The sequence below is a fragment of the Planktothricoides sp. SR001 genome (assembly GCF_001276715.1).
In the GTDB taxonomy this organism is placed as follows: domain Bacteria; phylum Cyanobacteriota; class Cyanobacteriia; order Cyanobacteriales; family Laspinemataceae; genus Planktothricoides; species Planktothricoides raciborskii.
This window is the reverse complement of record NZ_LIUQ01000053.1, coordinates 25,117-44,051: the sequence shown is the minus strand read 5'-3', so window position 1 is coordinate 44,051 and position 18,935 is coordinate 25,117. Positions and strand designations below refer to the sequence as shown.

The following is an 18,935-nucleotide window of genomic DNA, read 5'->3' as shown; positions in this document are numbered from 1 at the left end:
AAAAATTACAGGGCTATCGGCTCCGGGGAGAAACTTATGAACTCATTACCGATAATCTGAGTGAACCATTACAACTACGGTTAGCGGTAGAAGATAAATTGATTGGTTTCTATCGCCTTGATACCGGAGAAAAATTGTTAATTCCCTCGGAATTAGCCACTGCCCTTGAGCAAGCCCAAGCCCAAGCAGAACAAGAACGCCAACGTCGCGAAGAACTCGAAGCGCAATTAGCTCGTTATCGGCAACAATTTGGCGAATTACCTGAGTAAAAAAATCTGGTGGGCTTTTTTTGCCCACCCACCCTAGGGTTTCTAGCGCATTCACCCTCACCCCAACCCCAACTAATACCCCCAACTAACACCAATATAAGGATCGGCCAAAATTATGACAGCAATTTTAGCAACCCAACCCAGTACCAAACCCAGTACCCAACCAACCACCGAATCAACCAGCAAATCAACCCCGGAAATCCCGGAAATAATTTATCCTAGTTCAGATGGTAAACCCGTGGCAGAAACTTACGACCATTTATATGCAATTCTGATCACCTTAGAAGTATTAAGACAATACCTCACAGGTCAACAAGCCACCGTATTAGGCAACCAATTTCTTTACTACTCCCAAGGATTTCCCAAACTACGCATCGCCCCAGATGTGATGGTAATTTTTAACGTACAACCCGGAGGCAGAGATAACTATAAAATCTGGGAAGAAGGACAAGTTCCGGCGGTAATTTTTGAAATTACTTCTCCGGGGACAAAAGATCAGGATCTAATTTCCAAAAAAGACTTGTATGCCCAATTAGAGGTGAAAGAATATTGGTTATTTGACCCCAAAGGACAATGGATTACCGAAAAATTACAGGGCTATCGGCTTCGGGGAGAAACTTATGAACTCATTACCGATAATCTGAGTGAACCATTACAACTACGGTTAGCGGTAGAAGATAAATTGATTGGTTTCTATCGCCTTGATACCGGAGAAAAATTGTTAATTCCCTCGGAATTAGCCACTGCTTTGGAAGAGGAAACCCTTGCCCGTCAGTCTGCGGAAGCCCAAGCAGAACAAGAACGCAAACGAGCGGAAGCCGAACATCAACGAGCAGAAACTGAACGCCAACGGCGGGAAGAAATTGAAGCCGAATTAGCTCGCTATCGGCAACAATTTGGCGAGTTGCCGGAATGAAAATCCTGAATTAAAAATTGGCAGAGTGGGTTATTTCCACTCTGCCATTACATCTACAACTTAATCATGGATTTAGCCGATCGCCTCCAGCACCCTGCGCGATCGCGTAAATGCTAGATTGCCATTTCAAAACCAGATCCGAACATATAGTTGAAAGCATCAACCTTTGAGACCCGATCGATCGCCGCAACGCCGTAATGCTGAATCAGTTGATTGGAGTTAGTCGCGATATAGCCTTCCAGGTCAACCCGATCGGAAGGCAGATGGCCAGCTTCCAACCCGGCACTCAACATATACTCCAGGGTTTCGGTATAGCTGACTTCTTCCAAAGAGGTGGCTTCATAGAAAGTCAGCAGGTCTTGGGCAGAAGGGGAGCCTTCGGCACGAAAAGCCTCAAAATCAATCAGATCGGATGGGTTGAGACCTTTCTCTAAGCCGACGCCCGTCACATAATCGTAGAGTTCGCCATTATCCATCTCGCCGTTGCCATCAATGTCAATGATGGCCTTATCGGTTTCCAGTTCTGCCGCGTAGTTAGTGCTATACCACTCCAGGTCGATCGCGGGGGAGGCATCCAACCGGGCATCGATACCACCTGTAACCATATAGCTGAAAGTGCTTTCTGCGGTGAGGTTATACACCTGTTCTAAGCGGTAGTTGAAGGCGATATCTGCCGCGAGGTTTTGGCGGAAGGCATCCACGTCGGCGAAGGCTGCCAAGTCCAGACCGAGTTTCAAGCCTTTGCCCTTGGCGAATTCCAGAATCTTGGCAACGTCTAGTTCGGCCACTTTATCAACTTCGACGCCAAATTCGGCTGCCACTTGGTCGCCGTATTCACCGAGGTAGCCTTCCACATCCACCAAGTCGGCTTCAGAGAGGGGCACCCCTTCGGTCAAACCGTCGGTGTAGGCGAATTCGAGGACTTCCACCTCGGTAATTTGTTCGATCGCCTTGCCAAATTTAGCAGTCAGCTTGTCTTTGTGGGCTTTGCGGCAGAAGTCGATATCGATTTCATCGCCAAGACCGCCAAAGATACCGCCTACGATTAGCTCGTCGCTGAGTTCGGCGACAGCTTCACGCGAAATCTTGTAATGTTTGGCGATTTGACCGGCGAATTCGTCGCGCAGGTAATCCACAGAGACAAACTCCAAGGGGTTCAGCCCCATTTTCCATCCCTTGCCAAACATGAACTTGGTAAGGTCTTTGTCCTTGATTTTGGCTACGTCGAAGTCTTCAGCGCCTGGGGTAATATCTTCGCCGTCGATAATATCTTCCCCTGGGGTAATATCTTCCCCTGGGGTAAAACCTTCGCCGTCGGTAATATCTTCCCCTGGGGTAATATCTTCCCCTGGGGTAATTGCTTCATCTTTCTTGCCAAAGAAGTCGGTGAGTTCGGCGGCATATTTCTCGCGATAACCATCGAGGTCGATCGCCCCTAATTGGAGTTTTTCACCCCCCAGCAAATCCTTGAATTCAGCGCTGTAGGCAATAGAAATCACCTGCTTGGTGTCGAGCATTTCCACATCGGCGACTTCGATGTTCAGGTCGCCCAGCAAGCCAGTGAGTTGGTCTGGCTGTAGCTGTTTGATTTCATAGCGCAGGAACTCAACATCGATTTTATCCCCGCCCTTGGCCAACCAGTCGAATACTGCTTGGTCGCTGCCAACAATGGCAGAGAAATAGGTTGACTGTAGATACTCGAACTTAACGAACCCTTCCAGGCTAAACCCTTGCTCCATAGCGGCGCTAAACATGAATTCGCGCACTTGGGCTTGGGTCAGATCGGCTACATCTTCCACCTCAAAAAATGCCTTTAAAGCGGTGGCGTTTTCTTCTACTGCGGCAAAGCCAGCAGTGTCAACCGCTCCCGGCATCACCCCTTCGCCTTCTGGCAACCCACCGATGAATTCGCTGTTGAAGGCTAATTCAACGATTTGGGCATCGGTGAGGTCGGCGATGCTTTCAATTTGCACCCCGCCGAGGTAGGTTTTTACCTGGTCGAGAGTGACATACTGCTTATCGATCGCCTGCATCACTTGGTAGCGAATGAAGCCCACATCAGCGCCACTATCGTTGGCCCAGGCGAGGATTTCTTCGTCAGAGATGTTGGCAACCGCTTGCGCTTCAATGTTCAGAGTGTAGGCGATCGCGGCGGCGTAGGTCTCGCGCAGGTACTCGATATTCTCCGACAGAGACAACTTGATGGAAACACCATCACCCAATAGCGCTTGGAAATCAGTCTTTTGAGTCAAGCCACAGAGGTCAGCATCGTTCAGGTCGGCGATATCCGCCACTTCATCCCCTACCAGGGAGGCTGCCTTGAGACCGTCGATAGTTAGGGTGCCCTCTGCGATCGCTTGGTTAATTTGATAGCGGACGTAACCGATATCAACGGTGTTGGTGCTAGACCATTCGGCAACGGCTTCTGGGGTAGCGATCGCAGCCGCGAATGTTTCGCGGATATATTCCACATCCACAAAGCCTTCCACACTGAAGCCCTGTTCCACGCCCACCGTGAGCATAAACTCCTGAATAGCCTTCTGGTCTACAGACTTGAGGTCTTCCACTTGGAAGTAGTCTTTCAGAGCCTGCTCCAGTTCGGCACCGCCAGCTTCCAAGTAGCCTTGCACATCGACGGCGGACAGCATCCCGATACTGAACTCTTCGGAGACAAATAGCTGGCTGTAGGTGTACTCCAGGATTTGCAGATTCGTCAGGTCTGCCACATCAGTCAAACCGGCATCAGCATAGAAAGCCAGCAGTTCTTCTGACATCGAGAACCGCAGATAATCGTAATCAATATACTGAGATAGACCGCCAAACTGGTAATCCAGAACCACTTCAGCGCTCAAAGAAGCCACATCATCCACGCCGTAGAGTTCGGTCAGCGCTTGGGCATTCAGGTCGCGATAGAATTGCACATCCGCCTCAGCCACAAACCCCACCAGACTAATGCCCAGTTTCCAGCTTTCGCCCACCATGAACTTATACACCTGGTCTTTGCTCAACTTGGTCGGATCTTCTACTTGATAAAAAGCAACCAGTTCGGGGGTATGGGCGGTGATATAACCAGTGATATTTAGGGGTGACAGCTTCGCCGAACCATCAAAGCCTTCCGTGAGAGCGTAGGTGATAATCTCTTCATCGGTCAGGGCAGTGACTTCCTTACCCAAAGACGCCGCCAGAGTCGCCACCGCGTCGGCGTTGGCTTGAATGTAGTATTTCACATCGACAAAAGGCTTGGCATTGCCGAAGACGAAATCGACTACTTGCTCGTCGGTATAACCAGCGCCAAAAGTAGCCGTTAAAGCCGCTGCATAAGTGACGCTGTAGTATTCAATATTGAGGAAAGTCGCAACAGACAAGCCCTTTTTCAGACCTTCACCCAGCGCAAACTCATAAATCTGCCGTTCGCTTAGGTCGGCCACATCCTCAACGCCATATAACTCGATGAGTGCTTGGGTGTTTTCTTCTACTGCCAAATAAGCTTCGGCATCAAATGGGGCCAGACTCAACCCCATATCTTGACCTTCACCGCAAGCAAAGGAGATAATTTGCTCTTCGCTCAGGTCGGCCACTTCTGCCACGGTTGCCAGTCCGTAGAAGGTTTTCAACTCTTCCCCATACTGCCAGCGATAGAACTTCACATCGACCATTGGGGCATCGTCAACCACTAGAGATTCTAGTACCTGTGCATCGCTGAGTTTGGCCACACCAGCGTTGAGTTCTTCGTCGCTCAAGTCTTTGATTTCCTGGAGTGTGTTGCTGCCCTCTGCCTTGCCAAAGATATCTTTGGCAGCGCGAATATCTTCCCGGTAGCGTTTCTCGGAATAAGCCAAGTTGACGAACGGCGACGGATTTAAGCCCATCTCCAGACCTTCGGTGCTGATGAAGTTCAGGATTGCCTGGAAGCTGGGGTTTTCACCTAATGCGGCGGTTATTTCTTCGCCATACACAGCTTTAATGTAGTTGAAGCCGATCGCCGGTGAAGGATTCAGACCTTGCTCAATGCCAGTGGTAGCGATAAAACCAATCAGTTGAATGTTGCTGATTTCATCAAGAGATTCCACACCAAAGAACTCTTTAAGCTGTTCGGCATAAACGGCTTTGTAGAAGTTCAGGCGGACGAATTGGGAAGGATTAAGACCTTCTTCTAACCCTTCACCGTTGGCAAACTGGAAGATTTGCTGATTGGTGACTTCTTCAATAGAAGACACGCCGAAGAATTCGATGATTTCGGCTGAGAAGGTTTCGCGATAGGTTTTGAGGTTAAAAAAGGCTGAAGTGTTTAACCCCAGGTTGAGACCTTCACCGCCGATGAACTTGAATAACTCTTGGTTGCTGATTTGCTCGATCGACTCAACCTTGAAAAATTTCAACAGTTGAGCGGCGTAGCTGTTGCGGTAGAAACTGAGGTCAATGGTCGGGCAGGGGCTAATCCCTTCTTCGAGTCCTTTCTCGATAATCTCCTGTGTACTCAACCCAGTAATATTAATCCCCAGGCTTTGCAGGCGCACCGACACCACCGAACTGACGAACCGGGCATCCACAAACGGCGATGGGTTCAGTTGTTCGGCTTCCGCATACTGCTGAATTTGCAGTGCTTGGGCGACGGTGAGGTTCTCAAAGTCAAAACCGGGGAATTGTGCTTGTAGTTGTTCCCGGTAAGTTTCGACGATAAAACTGATATCGAGGGTAGCGGAAGGCGCCGGTATGGTCGGTTCCGGGCCGCCGTCAGGAGTGCCGCCGTTGCTGGATTCCCCGCCGCCGTCGGGGGTGCTGCCTCCTGATTCCGTGTCTGGAAAGTTCGGGATTTGAACGATGAGCGGATCTTCTGTGGTGGTATTAGCAGTATTAGCAGTATTAGCAGTATTAGTTTCACCGCTGGTTTCTGCTGTAGTAGTTTCACCGCTGGTTTCTGCTGTAGTAGTTTCACCGCTGGTTTCTGCTGTGGTTTCGCTGCCGGTCAGGTCGTCTTCCCCCCCACCGAGGAGCAACGTTTGACCCTCGCTGCTACTGAAGAATTCTGACAGGGACGAGAAGCTGATTTCTGAGAAGCTGGTGACGCTAAAAATGGAGGTGATTTGGGAAATGGTGAAAGAAAAGCTGATTTCCCGACCTTCAAAGCGTCCGAATTCCCAAAAGTGGTCAAAGGCTGTGGTTTCGTCGCGTTCTACTGCTGCCGCTACGTCGGAGTTTTTTTCCAGATATGCTTTGACGCTGAAGAATGAGCTAAATTCCCGCCCTTCAAAGCGCCCGAATTGCCGGAAGTGGTCAAAGGCTGTGGTTTCGCCGCGCTGCACGGCGGCAGCGACATCCGGGTTCATTTCCAGATATTTTTTGCCGCTGAACAGGTCAGAACACTCCCGCCCTTCAAAGCGTCCGAATTGCCGGAAGTGGTCGAAAGCAGTAGTTTCCCCGCGCTGTACGGCGGCAGCTACGTCCTGGTTTTTCTCCAGATATGCCTTGACGCTGAAGAATGAGCTAAATTCTCGCCCTTCAAAGCGCCCGAATTGCCAGAAGTGGTCAAAAACGTTGGTTTGCCCGGTTTGAACTTGAGCCGCAACATCCGGATTCTGCTGTAGGTAAATGCTGACGCTGAAAAAGGAGTTAAAGGTGCGCCCCTCAAAGCGTCCGTATTGCCGGAAGTGGTCAAAGGCTGTGGTTTCTCCTCGCTGTACTGCGGCGGCTACGTCGGGATTTTCCTCCAGATATACAAGGGAATCGAATATGGTTTCTGGCGCGATCGCTGATTGGTCGTCTTCGGTTTGAGGGTCTGGGATATTTGGAGTGACTTCTGTATCCTCAAACAGTTGAGGATTTAATAATACCTGAGCGAATTCTTTAGTCGCCATTAAAAACTCTCCTTCCTATTTTGAACTATTTATGAAATAACCAGTCTGGTAACTTTTTATAATAAATGCCAGGTTTTCCGGATTTATTTGCTTGTTTACGCTGATTTTTGACAAGCGGCACCCCTGGTAAAATATTATATCTTGTTTAGGCAAAATTATATTATATTTTTTATGTATAAAAGTATAGTTTTTTAAATGAGCGATCGCTGATGTAAATGTCCGGCAATCTTGGCTAATCGTTTTGCTATGCCAGGGTAATAAAATTGGGATCGCATATCTATCCCATAGAAGCCATAAACATAACGTTATAATAAGTAGGTGGGCAGAAATAAATGCAGACCATATCAGAGGAAAGAGGATGCATAGGAAAGAGGATGCTAATGAAAATTCTCTATTCTCTTTCCTCTCTCCTATGAACCTTCCTACAAGCGGGAATCCAAGGATTTACGGTGGGGAACGAAAAGTGCAATTAATTATGTTACCCTAATTATTTAGACAATTTATTTTGATTAGTTAAAAAAAATTGCCTAAAATAATTTAGGCCAGCCTAAATAAGTTGGTTGCTGATAAATGCGCTTCAATGTATTGATATCTCGCGGGGAAATTTGCGGCGAATTTCTCACTTGAGCCAAATACATGACATCGGTTTCTAGGGGACTATGCCCCCAAATGCCCAAGGCATGACCGAGTTCATGTTTTGCCGCTGATTGAATATAAGAACCTGTTTGCGTGGGACTCAGTAAAATTGTAAATTTATGAGCTAAACTTTCTGGTAAATTATCTGGTAAATTATCTGTTGAATTATCTGATTTTTGCTGAGATATATGATATAATTGATAATTAGCTTCCGCCGATCGCGCTGGCAGAATTTCCCCGGTTTCTGAAAGTCTTAGACCGGGGCGGCGCCGCCAAATAGCGATATCGGCGGTTTCTGGATCGTCAATGATTTTTAAGGGAAAATAAACGCTCCATTCGGCAACGGCTTGGGAGACAAAAGTCACCCAGGTTTGCAGACTTTTGCCTTCAAAAGTTTCTAACTCTTCCAGTGTTGGGGTTTGAATATAGACGGTGACGGGAAATTTCGACCAAATCAGATAGCCTACGGATGAAATCGGAGCAATTTCTGAGAAATAATCGCCGCTGGAGTCTTGCCACTGCTGCAATGTTTCTGGCAAAGGATGCGGTTTGGGCAGGATATTTTCTGCGTCTGATGCTGCATCTGATGCAGTTTTTGGTAAATTGTTTATTAGGTTGGTTTGAATGGGTGAATTGTTGAATGAATTTTTGGCGATGATGGGATGATTTGTCAATATTACAGACAAAAAAGTTACCCAAGTTAAAATGAGCAAAGTTAGGTGTTTGGGCAATTTTTGGGGTAATTTAGACTTTTTCACAATTAGACTGAAGGTTAAACGAGGTTTGAACGATGTTTGGCCGTTGAATTAGATTAGTCTTATTTTCACCCCTAGGGATACATTTCCCCGTGATATTTGTTGGCAACTGGAGTGAGTTTTATTCCCATCCAGGGATGATAGGGATCTAAGCGCAGAGGTGACAAGGCGAAAGCCCATGTCCTATTCTAATTAGGGCATCAATAAAAAAATACCCCCTCACCCAGATGGCAAAGGGGAAATCTTTTTTCTGGAACTGCCCAGTTTTGTCACCAAGGGGGTCGTTGACTAACTCCTTGGCCTTGGGCCAGTAAAGCGATCGCTTTAACCAAGCCAACCGGCACTGAGAATAATCGTCAAACCCATAAACAGGATGGCAAAGGTCCAAGTAACCCGGTTTAAGGTAGTTTCGGCGCTTTTGGTACTGGTAAAAAGTTGGGCTTGTCCGCCAATTCCACCAATGCCATCACCTTTGGGGCTATGTAGCAGAACCAAGACCACCAGCCCAAATGCCGAAATAGTCCAAATCACTTCTAGAAGAGAGTTAACCGTCATGGAGAAAACCTAACGAAATTTATGTTTATGAAAACCCGGGGCGATCGCATTATACGATTATGGGAAGATTATGGGGAAGCGATCGCATGATCCCCGGCTCGATCAATCAACCTAGACAGATAAGGGGACAGGTTGACGTGGGAGCAAAATTTGCACCTCAGCTGCGGCAATTAAAGAGCGACCTGTCATTTCTGGCGGTTGGGGGATTTGCAAAATATCCAGGATGGTCGGGGCAATATCTGCCAGACAGCCGTTTTCCCGGAGTTTGACTTGATTGCCATGTCCAGAGATTTTCACCCCTTCCCCTTCGATCAGGATTAAAGGCACGGGATTGGTGGTGTGCGCTGTCCAGGGTTGACCAGTTTCATCACACATTAACTCCGCATTGCCGTGGTCAGCAGTAATCAGTACCGTACCGCCCACTTTGCCGATCGCCTCTAGTAGCCTTCCCAGACAGCGGTCTACGGTTTCCACCGCTTTAATCGCCGCATCCATCATGCCCGTGTGACCCACCATATCTGGGTTGGCATAGTTCATCACCACTAAGGAATAGATGCCTTTTTGCAGGGCAGCGATCGCGGTATCGGTGACTTCTTCGGCGGACATTTCCGGCTGCTGGTCATAAGTGGCGACCATTGGCGACGGAATTAACTCGCGGTCTTCCCCCTCAAAGGGTTCTTCCAGACCGCCATTAAAGAAATAAGTCACATGAGCATATTTTTCCGTTTCCGCCGTGCGTAGCTGACGCAGACCGCGATCGGCAATCACTTGGCCTAAAATATTGTTCAAGTTCTGCGGTTCAAAGGCGACCATCACCGGCAAATCTTGATCGTATTGGGTGAAGGTGACAAATGATAGGGGTTGAATTTGCTCCCGTTCAAAGCCGTTAAAATTAGGGCTCATAAACGCCCAAGACAGTTGTCTGGAGCGATCGGGCCGGAAGTTATAGAAAATAATTCCGTCTCCCGGTTCTACTGCCCCATTGGTAATCCGGGTGGGGTTGATAAACTCATCGGTGATATCTTGGGCGTAAGATGCTTTGAGGACTTCAGCCGCTGACATTCCATTGCCAGACCCATCAATGGTTAACAGATCGTAAGCCCGTTTGACCCGATCCCAACGGCGATCGCGATCCATTGCATAATAACGACCCGTAATTGTGGCAATTTTACCGACACCAATCTCCGCGATCGCCCGATCGATTTGTTCTATATATGAAACCCCAGAATTAGGCAGGGTATCTCGACCATCGGTAATCGCATGAATGCAGACATCAGAAATGTTTTCCGCTTTGGCTAGTCGGAGCAATCCGAACAGGTGGCTCAAATGAGAATGCACACCGCCATCGGAACATAAGCCAATTAAATGCAGTTTGCCTTGGCGCGATCGCACTTCAGCGCATAATTTCACCAATGCGGGGTTTTCTAGCAGAGAACCATCCTCTACCGCATCGGTAATCCGCATTAACTCTTGCTTAACGACTCTTCCCGCACCGATATTGATATGACCCACTTCGGAATTTCCCATTTGACCAGCGGGCAAACCCACTGCTTTTCCCGAAGTATGAATTAAGGTTCGGGGATAGGTTTCCCAAAGGCTATCCATCACCGGAGTATGACCAGTGGCAATAGCGTTTCCATCATTTGATTCGCGGTAGCCCCAGCCATCTAAAATAATTAGCACTACCGGCGATCGAAATCCTTTTGGCATAATCAAGTCACCTTTCGGTTGAATTCTTGCTCATTAATGATAACAAAATCCGCGACCTTTCTCGGTTACAAACAGCAATCCGCCGCGAAATCTCTAATTCTGCCAGCGATCTAACACCGTCCAGGACAGAAAATCTCAAAATATTAATCAAAATATTAAATTGATTTATTGGAAACTATATAGTAATTTATAATACCATTATTAATTATACCATAATTATCCTCATATAGCAATGGTTTTTATCAAGAAACCATCACAGTTTGGTTAATAATCGATCGCCCGCGATTATTTTAGTATAATAATATCGTTAACAAATGAAAAAAATAGTCACAGAGCATTATGAAAGTATCTCGACCTAATAGCCAACCCCTATCTCCAGCGGAATTAACAGACCTAGATAAGCTGAAACGGCTGATTGAAAAAGCCACTGCTGATGGACTGGTTTCTGAAGATGAAATGAACTCAATTAAAACCTTTATGGCGTCTGATGGAAAAGTCACACCCGAAGAGTTAGATTTATGTCAACAATTAATTTGGCGTAAAATTCAATCGGGGGAATTAGAATATGAATGGGAATCAACTTAAATAGCCAGCCAATCGCCACGGATTTTCATCCGTGGTGACATTAATTAATTAAACATTGATCGCTACGTCTCGTAAAAAATAAAAGCGATCGCTCTTTTGGCCATGATTCCCAGGAATCCGGCCTAGATATCCGGCAAAATAAGAAGAAAGTTCTAGTAAAATTTGGTATAATTGTTGTTGGTCTAAATCTTCGGGAGGATTTGAGTAGGGATAAGCCCCATAAATCGTCTCTAGCCCAATAAATTTAGCATTGGTTTTGTTGAGATGATTTTTCACCAGTTGGACTATATGCGATCGCACCTTCAGTTGTTGTTTCACTTGATCGATATATTGGGCGATCGCCTGGTCACTTTGTCCGGGTTGGAGGTATTCTTTCAGTTTAAATAAGTCAATGCAACGGGGACATTGACTTTCCAAGGTGACTAATTTTTCCAGAATTTCGGGGCTAATAATAGACATTTTATGAACCTCTGCGGCTTGTAATAGTTGTTGGGTAGGTTTGCCAGGGCCGATAATCAGTTTGATAGCTTGGTCCCGTAACTTAGAGTCTTGGAGGCGAAGAGTGGCTAAGTTTAATAATTGGACGGCGGTATCGTTGGGGATACTTTTCCCAGCCTTACATTCCCCGACCAAGAGATAAGGGGCAGAACAGAGTAAATCTAATCCTCCTGCGCCACCTTTATGACTATAATCAATCGTAAAGCCTAAAAATTCTAGGCTTTGGCGGACAATATTTTCAAAGTCTGTCCCCGCTTGATAGTTACTTTTGCCGCTATCTTCTTGTTGGCTACGATTTCCTAACTCGGTGATAGTTTTAATCCAAGCTAAATCGGGATTTTCGGGAATAACTGGGGCAGGTTGATTAAAGCCTAAAAACTTTAAAAGTTGCTGATAAAATGAATTAGCCGCCGAGTTGGTGGTGACTAATTGAGTTAATGCAGGGTATAAGCGATCGAACGGTGGAGGTAATGGCGGAATTATCGGGGGCGGTGGGGTGAATGGTTCCCTTGGTTTTCGTTCTTGCAAGTTTTGGTAATATTGGCTAAACTGGTCATCAGTTAATATGGGGCGATCGCTGGATACATTTAACTGGACACTGATAAAATTTCCTTTAGAATTTGCCAGGGCTACGCTGGGATTTTCTAGATGATACACTCGTAAATAAGCTAAAAATATCGATCGCCCTTGATTCAGAATTGCTTGCAGTCCTGCCGGTGTCCAAATGGTTGCTTCTGATAATGACGCGATCGCATTTACATCATTCAGCATTTCACAAAATTCGCATCTTGCCCATGCTTTAATTAAAACCGTGTCATCATTTAAGCCATGTTCAATATTTTTTTGGGCAGTTTGGGCAGCCTCTAAAAAATCTGCATGATAATATTGTTCTGGGGGCAGTGGGTTCAGGGAACTATCCCCAGGGTAAAGAGAAAATTGCCGCCCTGGGTTGAGAAATATTTTGGTAATAATAGCGATGATTTTACCTTCAATTAAAGCGTCCACCTCTGGGGCGGGTATTGGTACGGCGATCGGGATAGAAAACAATTGGTTCATAATAATATGTAGGGTGGGCATTGCCCACCGATGTTTAGTTAATAAATTGATCTATTGTAGGTTGGGTTGAGGAACGAAACCCAACAAAAGCCAAAAATATTACGGCAACCGGGGCACTGTATAAGATTCGCGATCGCAATTGAACTACATTTTTTTGAGATATTCATGGTTATTTCATCCATCAATAATTACGGGGTAGGGGCAAAGCATATAGCCTAGCGGCATAGCTTCGCATATCCCGGCAAAGGATTGATCGGATAAAGCCAAAATTTTTTACCCGAATGCTTTGCCCTTACTTTTCCGTAAGCGATAAAATGGGAAAAATTGGATACATATTCTCATTATACATTAATTGGTTTTTGGCAATTTGATTGTTTGGGTTTTAATGTCATTATTTAGAGAAACTCTCACATTAAGTTAATGCTGTACAATAAAAATAATGGCCATATTTCTAAATATTTAACTTGTTATGATTGGATTAAGTTAAAATGCCTTCTGTCTAAGGTTTAAATTCTTTTAATTTGATACCGTTCCGCTAGAATCACTAAACTAGCATCCACAAATCCTAATGGTAAGTCTTTATAACGTTCCATCAGTTTCAGCAACGCATTCGCCACTTTTGTCCCAATAATACTGCCGGGAAACTCAAACGGGCCGTTTTCTCCCTCACCCAGAGACAACTCCGCACTGGTCAAACTTTCGTCTAGCATCCCCAAACCGCGATCGCTCAAAGATATCTGATTACCTGCCACGGCGATCGCGCCTTTCGCGACCAACTCCTCCAACACCGGATCGTAATCAGCCGATCGCTCATTAGAATTCTTCACCCACTTAATCACTTCGCCTTTCTTCACCGGGTTTTTCGTCGCGTCCAAATCCCACAGTCCTAACAAAACCCGAATTTTCGCCTTAGCAACGCTATCTCGTAAACCTGGCTTCGCACTTTGTTTGGCATTTTGTTTGTATGGCATATTTAAATGGCCTAATCTCTGGTATATGTCGATAAATTATACCAGCCATTATTATTAGTTAACAATTAAGTTTATTTATAGAAAACTTAAATCACACCACCGCATAACCTACATTTTTATCCGTATTTTTTCGGAGACTGCGATTCGCCTCCTTTGACCTCCGACTGTAGATAAATCAGTCCTAACTCTTTTCCGTTCATTATTCGGGATGGGTTGATTTTTTATTCAAATAAAAACCCGCTCAAACTTAAGCAGAAATAATACAATATAAAATTTATTTATATACATTTAGTCTTTACATTTACTAGATTTATGCTTAAATAGGAATATATCGCAATCCGTACAGGATTCATGGACTATATGAGTCCTCCTCTCCCGTTCTGGGAGAAATAACTTAAGACCGCTAAGTAGGTGGGCAGAAATAAATGCAGACCATATCAGAAAAAAAACTGTCATTCCCGCGAAGGCGGGAATCCAAGGATTTACGGTGGAGAACGAAAAGTGCAATTAATTATGTTCACCTACTTATAACAACCTTTAACTACACAAAATTACCCAAAACCATGTTAAACCTCATCAAAATTGGCCAAAAAATCATCGCCACTCAAACCATTTCTAACCATAAACCGTTTAAAGCCTTAAATCCCATGCGGCACTGGCTGAATCAACTGAAAATTGACAATGCAAAAATCGCCCATTTAATCTGTCAGGTCATTCCCACCCAATGTCCCTTTGAGAGAAAAATTAGCTTATTCGGTTACACCATCCATATTCCTCCCTTATGTAAACTCAATCCCTTGTATGAAGAACTCATTAGTCTACGGTTTCGTGCCCTCTGCTACTTAGCCGATGAATGTCAGGAAGATATCCGTCACTATTGTTAGAATGGCTAGAAAATCATGGGTAGAAAATCAGCAACCGGGTTTTTTCACAAAAAAATATTTGCCGAAGTCCAAAATTAACCTAAAAACCCGGTTTATTCCTAGCTTTTTTCTGGCCTAAAAAATTATATAACTTACCTTTTTTATTGAAACAATAGCGGTTTTTTTGATAAAAAAATTTAAAATTTACCCAAAAAATCGCTAAACAATCTGAAGAACAATTTTTAAATACAGCATTTACAAACCCCTACAAGATTAGCTTTTTAAGGGGGGTTGGGGGGATCGAGATATTTATTTTGCCAGAATTGTCTATTCAAGGTAAAAAAGAAATTGCTCTAAATCTTCTCAAGTCAGGGATGACTATAGAGCAAGTGGTGAAATTTACAGGTTTACCTGTGGAATTGGTGCAAAATCTCACTAAAGAGATTACTTCTTAATTGAGTTCAAAAACCGGGTTTCTTTAGACCATCTTTGCCGAAGACAAAAATTCACCTAGAAACCCGGTTTCTTTTTTAAGCCGCATTTACCCATCTTTTTTCCCATACGCCTTAAACACAGGATTCACTGTAAAAAAATTAATTTTATCTTGAGGAATATCCTCAACTAAAAACCGGCGTTTCAGGGAATGCATCACATTAAATAAGTCTGTTGAGGACATCTGGATTTCCTGAAAAATTTGCCCCAAACTCACGGGTTCTGCTGCCTGTGAAATGTGATATATCGTCGATTTTTCAGCCTCGGTCAAACGTTCCAAAGCATCGTCTAACAATTCTGCCAAAGAGTCACTAATAATCGGCATTTCAAACTGTAAAAAATCCGCCACTCTACCACCGCATAATTCGTGAATCAGGGTGGCGGTGAGTTTTAGCCAGTGGGGGTTGCCTTGGTAAATCTCAATTAAACTTTCCCAGATTGACTCATCGCTTAAATCTTGTTCTTTTAAAATTTCTTCAGCTTCTATCCCCAAACCGGATAAAACTAAGCTGCGACAATATTTATTTTCTTTTTCATAGTTAGCAATTTCTCGCGGTTTTTCCGAACCAATGAGAATTAAACAACTATTGTGAGAAACTTCGGCCATGAGTTTAAAGAAACGTTGATAATTTTCCCCGCCGATTTTATAGTGTCCTGCGAGTTTTTGAGCAGTGAAAAGCATTTGCACATCATCAAGCACAATCAAACAGCGATATTGCCGCAGATATTCGAGAAGTTGGCAAATTTGGGTTTCTATATTATTGGGAATGTCTGAAGTAGAGAAGATTTCTAGCAGGTTGGTCAGGGTTGTTTCTGGAGTCGGGGAAAAACGCAGACTACGATAAATAATATAGTCAAATTCCGGTTTGATTTGTTCGATAATTTTAAGCGCGAGGGTAGTTTTGCCGATGCCTCTGAGTCCTAATATGGCAATCAATCGGCTGTTTTTTTCTAATATCCAGTTTTGTAGGGTGGCAAGTTCTTCTTTGCGTCCGTAAAATGCGGTAATTTCTGGGGCATCACCGAGGTTTAGATGTTGTTTTGGTGTTTTTTTTTCCGGTTGTTGGTTGCCGGTGGTTGCTAGTTTACTTTCGCGGCAAAAGTTGATACTTTGAAATGTTACATCACCTTTGAAAGTGGCGGATGAAAAGTTATTTTCTACTTTTTCAATAACTGCTCGAAAATTTGATTTATTAATTTCTTCTTTTAATTCTGCTGATAACACTTTCCAGAGTTCCGATCCAGTATTCCTGACGTGCCCTTCGCTTTGATAAGTTTCTGCGGCGATTTCGGTATAAGTTTTCCCTTCAAATGTTCCCTGGAGGACAGCTTTTTGCAGATGGTCTAAGTGCTTGCCAGTTTTCATAAATATCAACGCTTCTGCGAGGTTAAGCACGTCTGTGATGTCCATCAGATTAAAATAAATGGTTGATTTTGGGAATTTTGTAGGGGTAGTGCGATGGCGGTGCCTACCCCGAAACGGTGTTGGTGCAACCACAAATATTGGGGCAACCACAAATATTGGTGCAACCACAAATATTGGGGCAACCACGGGGGGATTGCCCCTACCAGATTAATTTCTGGAAATTATAACCGACATTGCTGACATTGGTGACAATTTTTCTGACATTTCTGATGGGGTGTGGGCGTGAAATGGTGACAGCGCTGCCACGGTTCCTTACCTACAATAGTGGAAAGAATCATTCTGAGGCTATTTCCATGAAAAAATTTCCCTCAGTCAGGCGGTGGCTTTCGATGGGGATGCTGTCTGCCATGCTAGGAACCGCCATGCCACCAGCCGCCCAAGCCCAGCGCCCGATTTATTTACGCGACCTGGAATGTCTTATAGTTTGGCATTCCGGCTGGCCTTTCAGTTCGGGAGCTGATATTTCCATAGGCCGAGAACTATACACCAGTATTATGAGTACAAACCCTGTTGGCATCACCTGTAGACTGCCAGGAGGTCCTGGAACAGTGGAAATGCAGTATGGCATTCCAGATGGATCTAAGCAACCACCAGCTATTATCCAAGTTTATGTGGATGGCAGTGAAGTGGCTCGACACGAAGGTGAGTCGGGAAAGATCAATACATTCCTGGTGGATGTGAGTAACGGACGAAGCCTCGCCATTGATATTAATTGTTCCCGAAAAGAAAACTGTAGCAGTAATTACCACTTCTTAAGATTCCATCTGAACCCGGGCGCTAGTTCTCCAGGGAGTTAATCGATTATGAGTCTGAGTCGTCGTCAAGTGAATCGGATGATTATCTGGGGTGGCGCTTCTTTTGCGGCTTCCACAACTTCTGGGATTTTTTTCCCTAAACCTGCTGAAGCCTATTCTTTAGAATTTCCCCTCAGCGCCTTTTCCGCTAATGGTGTTTTTAGCGGATTGCAACAATATTGTGGGGTACAGCCGGTTTCCGGGGTTTTGTCTTCTATTTTGGAAGGAAATACCAATGTTGGCAATGACATTCCCCCTGATGCGGCGAACCGCATTCGCATGGCTGATACAGAATTTGTTAGGCGACGTTTTACCAGCAACCGCACAGAATTGGCCCAACATGGGACAGGCGGCGTGGACTCCAGTATTAGTCGCTTGTGGGGTCGGCAAAAACAAGAAGATGTGGGGGCAAATGTTGGCTTTGGTTTTGTGCAAAAATTTCAGGGTCAATATAGTGATGCCAAAATTTCTGGGCCAACGTTGTGCGGTATTCATAATGCCCAAAAAGTTTTAGCGGATCAACGATTAACCCCTCCAGATATTGCCAATCTTTTGTTACCAATTCGCTCGACTTTTGATGATTGGGGTTCTTGGGGTGGGGATACAGATACGGCGGTTGGCCGAAATCCCAATGTAGTTTTCAGTCAATATAATTCATTAGCCGGAACTGTGACATCTCGCTATGAGTTAGTGGAACCGGGGCCAAAGGGTTTTGGTAGAGTGGAGTTTACGGTTGAAGGCAGAAATCAGCCTAGACGGACAATATTGTTGACCGTAAATTTTTAGGATATTCGGTAGGGACACGGCATTGCCGTGTCCTTAATTTTTGTTTTGAAAAAGCCCAATTTTTTGCATGGGTGAAGCATTTTGGGAATAATACCATTTACAATTAAAAATGCAACAGTAGGGGCGCAATGCTTGCGCCAGAAAAAACCTCGCAACTGTAGCAATAATTTTTTAAAATTGGTAATCAATTTAAGCCTTTAACCATACAGCGGTTTTTAAATTAATAAACCACATTAACCGCCAAAACCGCCAATTAACCGCCAGGGAATTAATCGCCTGTCAATTAACCGCCAGGGAATAAATTCCCTGGCTAACAGCACAAGTCGGTTAAAACCGACTAAAATTCTGTACGGGTCAACAGCCGTTGTACGGGTCAACGGCCGTTGACCCCTACCAAGTATGATTAGTCGGTTTTAACCGCCTGTAGGGGTCAGCGGCCGTTGACCCCTACAGGCGGGGATTTTAATCCCCGACGGGTGTGGTTTACAAGGGCAGAAAACCGCTGTAAATCTCTGCTTGGGGCAACCACCGCCATCGGTTTGCCCCTACAGATTTTAATGTTTGGGTTAACCACGGAGGGCGAAGCATTCCGGTAATCAATTTAAGCTTTCAACCAGAAATCTCTGCGGTCATGCTTCGCCCCTACAGACCGCGACCCTACTCACTGTTTGACTTGCTATGATAAGTTTGGATAGCACCTCGCTTATCGGATTGTCTGTTGTGGCTAAAGACCGTTTTCACGATGTTGTTAAAATAGCACTCACAAAA

14 protein-coding genes and 1 pseudogene are annotated in these 18,935 nt (G+C 45.0%); 7 read left to right on the top strand and 8 right to left on the bottom strand.

Going from position 1 to position 18,935, the window contains the following annotated elements; translation table 11 throughout:
* Both AM228_RS34495 and AM228_RS23315 read left to right on the top strand, forming a co-directional pair.
* Positions 1 to 269, top strand: a pseudogene (locus AM228_RS34495) (Uma2 family endonuclease); the annotation flags it as partial.
* A gap of 115 nt (positions 270 to 384) precedes the next feature.
* Positions 385 to 1,185: a Uma2 family endonuclease gene (locus AM228_RS23315; RefSeq protein ID WP_082349028.1), complete on the top strand. Its 801-nt coding sequence runs from the start codon at positions 385 to 387 to the stop codon at positions 1,183 to 1,185.
* A gap of 113 nt (positions 1,186 to 1,298) precedes the next feature.
* Here the strand turns inward: AM228_RS23315 and AM228_RS23310 are convergent, their stop codons facing one another.
* The 4 genes from AM228_RS23310 to gpmI all read right to left on the bottom strand — a co-directional run bounded on the left by AM228_RS23310 (position 1,299) and on the right by gpmI (position 10,696).
* A complete protein-coding gene (locus tag AM228_RS23310; protein ID WP_054469329.1) occupies positions 1,299 to 7,040 on the bottom strand; it encodes a hypothetical protein in 5,742 nt (1,913 codons plus the stop codon).
* A gap of 527 nt (positions 7,041 to 7,567) precedes the next feature.
* Positions 7,568 to 8,434 carry a matrixin family metalloprotease gene (locus tag AM228_RS23305; RefSeq protein WP_054469328.1) on the bottom strand — a complete coding sequence of 289 codons (867 nt, stop codon included), beginning with the start codon at positions 8,432 to 8,434 and terminating at the stop codon, positions 7,568 to 7,570.
* A gap of 321 nt (positions 8,435 to 8,755) precedes the next feature.
* Positions 8,756 to 8,986, bottom strand: coding sequence for a preprotein translocase subunit SecG (gene secG, locus AM228_RS23300; protein ID WP_054469327.1), 231 nt, complete (start codon positions 8,984 to 8,986; stop codon positions 8,756 to 8,758).
* A gap of 111 nt (positions 8,987 to 9,097) precedes the next feature.
* The gene (gene gpmI, locus AM228_RS23295; protein WP_054469326.1) at positions 9,098 to 10,696 is read right to left on the bottom strand and encodes a 2,3-bisphosphoglycerate-independent phosphoglycerate mutase; all 1,599 of its coding nucleotides are present in this window, start codon (positions 10,694 to 10,696) and stop codon (positions 9,098 to 9,100) included.
* A gap of 339 nt (positions 10,697 to 11,035) precedes the next feature.
* Here gpmI and AM228_RS23290 point away from each other — a divergent pair, with 339 nt between their 5' ends.
* Positions 11,036 to 11,281, top strand: coding sequence for a hypothetical protein (locus AM228_RS23290; RefSeq protein WP_054469325.1), 246 nt, complete (start codon positions 11,036 to 11,038; stop codon positions 11,279 to 11,281).
* A 48-nt stretch (positions 11,282 to 11,329) separates the two neighbouring features.
* On the opposite strand, the gene AM228_RS23285 is transcribed toward AM228_RS23290, so the two are convergent.
* Together AM228_RS23285 and AM228_RS33380 are read right to left on the bottom strand one after the other, a co-directional pair.
* The gene (locus AM228_RS23285; protein ID WP_054469334.1) at positions 11,330 to 12,835 is read right to left on the bottom strand and encodes a DUF1802 family protein; all 1,506 of its coding nucleotides are present in this window, start codon (positions 12,833 to 12,835) and stop codon (positions 11,330 to 11,332) included.
* Between the two features lie 506 nt (positions 12,836 to 13,341).
* Positions 13,342 to 13,806, bottom strand: a complete 465-nt coding sequence (locus AM228_RS33380; RefSeq protein ID WP_054469324.1) for a hypothetical protein — start codon at positions 13,804 to 13,806, stop codon at positions 13,342 to 13,344.
* A 563-nt stretch (positions 13,807 to 14,369) separates the two neighbouring features.
* On the opposite strand from AM228_RS33380, the gene AM228_RS23275 reads away from it, so the two are divergent.
* Both AM228_RS23275 and AM228_RS33375 read left to right on the top strand, forming a co-directional pair.
* The gene (locus AM228_RS23275; RefSeq protein WP_054469323.1) at positions 14,370 to 14,690 is read left to right on the top strand and encodes a Mo-dependent nitrogenase C-terminal domain-containing protein; all 321 of its coding nucleotides are present in this window, start codon (positions 14,370 to 14,372) and stop codon (positions 14,688 to 14,690) included.
* Positions 14,691 to 14,983: 293 nt separating this feature from the next.
* On the top strand, positions 14,984 to 15,124 hold the full coding sequence (locus tag AM228_RS33375; protein WP_156331993.1) for a hypothetical protein: 141 nt from the start codon (positions 14,984 to 14,986) through the stop codon (positions 15,122 to 15,124).
* Positions 15,125 to 15,210: 86 nt separating this feature from the next.
* On the opposite strand, the gene AM228_RS23270 is transcribed toward AM228_RS33375, so the two are convergent.
* Positions 15,211 to 16,572: an ATP-binding protein gene (locus AM228_RS23270; RefSeq protein ID WP_054469322.1), complete on the bottom strand. Its 1,362-nt coding sequence runs from the start codon at positions 16,570 to 16,572 to the stop codon at positions 15,211 to 15,213.
* Positions 16,573 to 16,880: 308 nt separating this feature from the next.
* Here AM228_RS23270 and AM228_RS23265 point away from each other — a divergent pair, with 308 nt between their 5' ends.
* Together AM228_RS23265 and AM228_RS23260 are read left to right on the top strand one after the other, a co-directional pair.
* Positions 16,881 to 17,384: a hypothetical protein gene (locus AM228_RS23265; RefSeq protein ID WP_156331992.1), complete on the top strand. Its 504-nt coding sequence runs from the start codon at positions 16,881 to 16,883 to the stop codon at positions 17,382 to 17,384.
* Between the two features lie 6 nt (positions 17,385 to 17,390).
* Positions 17,391 to 18,167 (top strand): hypothetical protein, encoded by a 777-nt coding sequence (locus AM228_RS23260; protein ID WP_054469320.1) that lies wholly within the window; start codon positions 17,391 to 17,393, stop codon positions 18,165 to 18,167.
* A gap of 233 nt (positions 18,168 to 18,400) precedes the next feature.
* On the opposite strand, the gene AM228_RS33370 is transcribed toward AM228_RS23260, so the two are convergent.
* Positions 18,401 to 18,544 (bottom strand): hypothetical protein, encoded by a 144-nt coding sequence (locus AM228_RS33370; RefSeq protein ID WP_156331991.1) that lies wholly within the window; start codon positions 18,542 to 18,544, stop codon positions 18,401 to 18,403.
* Positions 18,545 to 18,935 lie beyond the last annotated feature (391 nt).

Coding starts and splice junctions, on each gene's coding strand:
- AM228_RS23290 (WP_054469325.1), top strand. CDS start 11,036: ATGAAAGTATCTCGACCTAATAGCCAACCCCTATCTCCAGCGGAATTA.
- AM228_RS23270 (WP_054469322.1), bottom strand. CDS start 16,572: ATGGACATCACAGACGTGCTTAACCTCGCAGAAGCGTTGATATTTATG.
- AM228_RS23315 (WP_082349028.1), top strand. CDS start 385: ATGACAGCAATTTTAGCAACCCAACCCAGTACCAAACCCAGTACCCAA.
- AM228_RS23310 (WP_054469329.1), bottom strand. CDS start 7,040: ATGGCGACTAAAGAATTCGCTCAGGTATTATTAAATCCTCAACTGTTT.
- secG (WP_054469327.1), bottom strand. CDS start 8,986: ATGACGGTTAACTCTCTTCTAGAAGTGATTTGGACTATTTCGGCATTT.
- AM228_RS23285 (WP_054469334.1), bottom strand. CDS start 12,835: ATGAACCAATTGTTTTCTATCCCGATCGCCGTACCAATACCCGCCCCA.
- AM228_RS23260 (WP_054469320.1), top strand. CDS start 17,391: ATGAGTCTGAGTCGTCGTCAAGTGAATCGGATGATTATCTGGGGTGGC.
- AM228_RS23265 (WP_156331992.1), top strand. CDS start 16,881: ATGAAAAAATTTCCCTCAGTCAGGCGGTGGCTTTCGATGGGGATGCTG.
- AM228_RS33380 (WP_054469324.1), bottom strand. CDS start 13,806: ATGCCATACAAACAAAATGCCAAACAAAGTGCGAAGCCAGGTTTACGA.
- gpmI (WP_054469326.1), bottom strand. CDS start 10,696: ATGCCAAAAGGATTTCGATCGCCGGTAGTGCTAATTATTTTAGATGGC.
- AM228_RS23275 (WP_054469323.1), top strand. CDS start 14,370: ATGTTAAACCTCATCAAAATTGGCCAAAAAATCATCGCCACTCAAACC.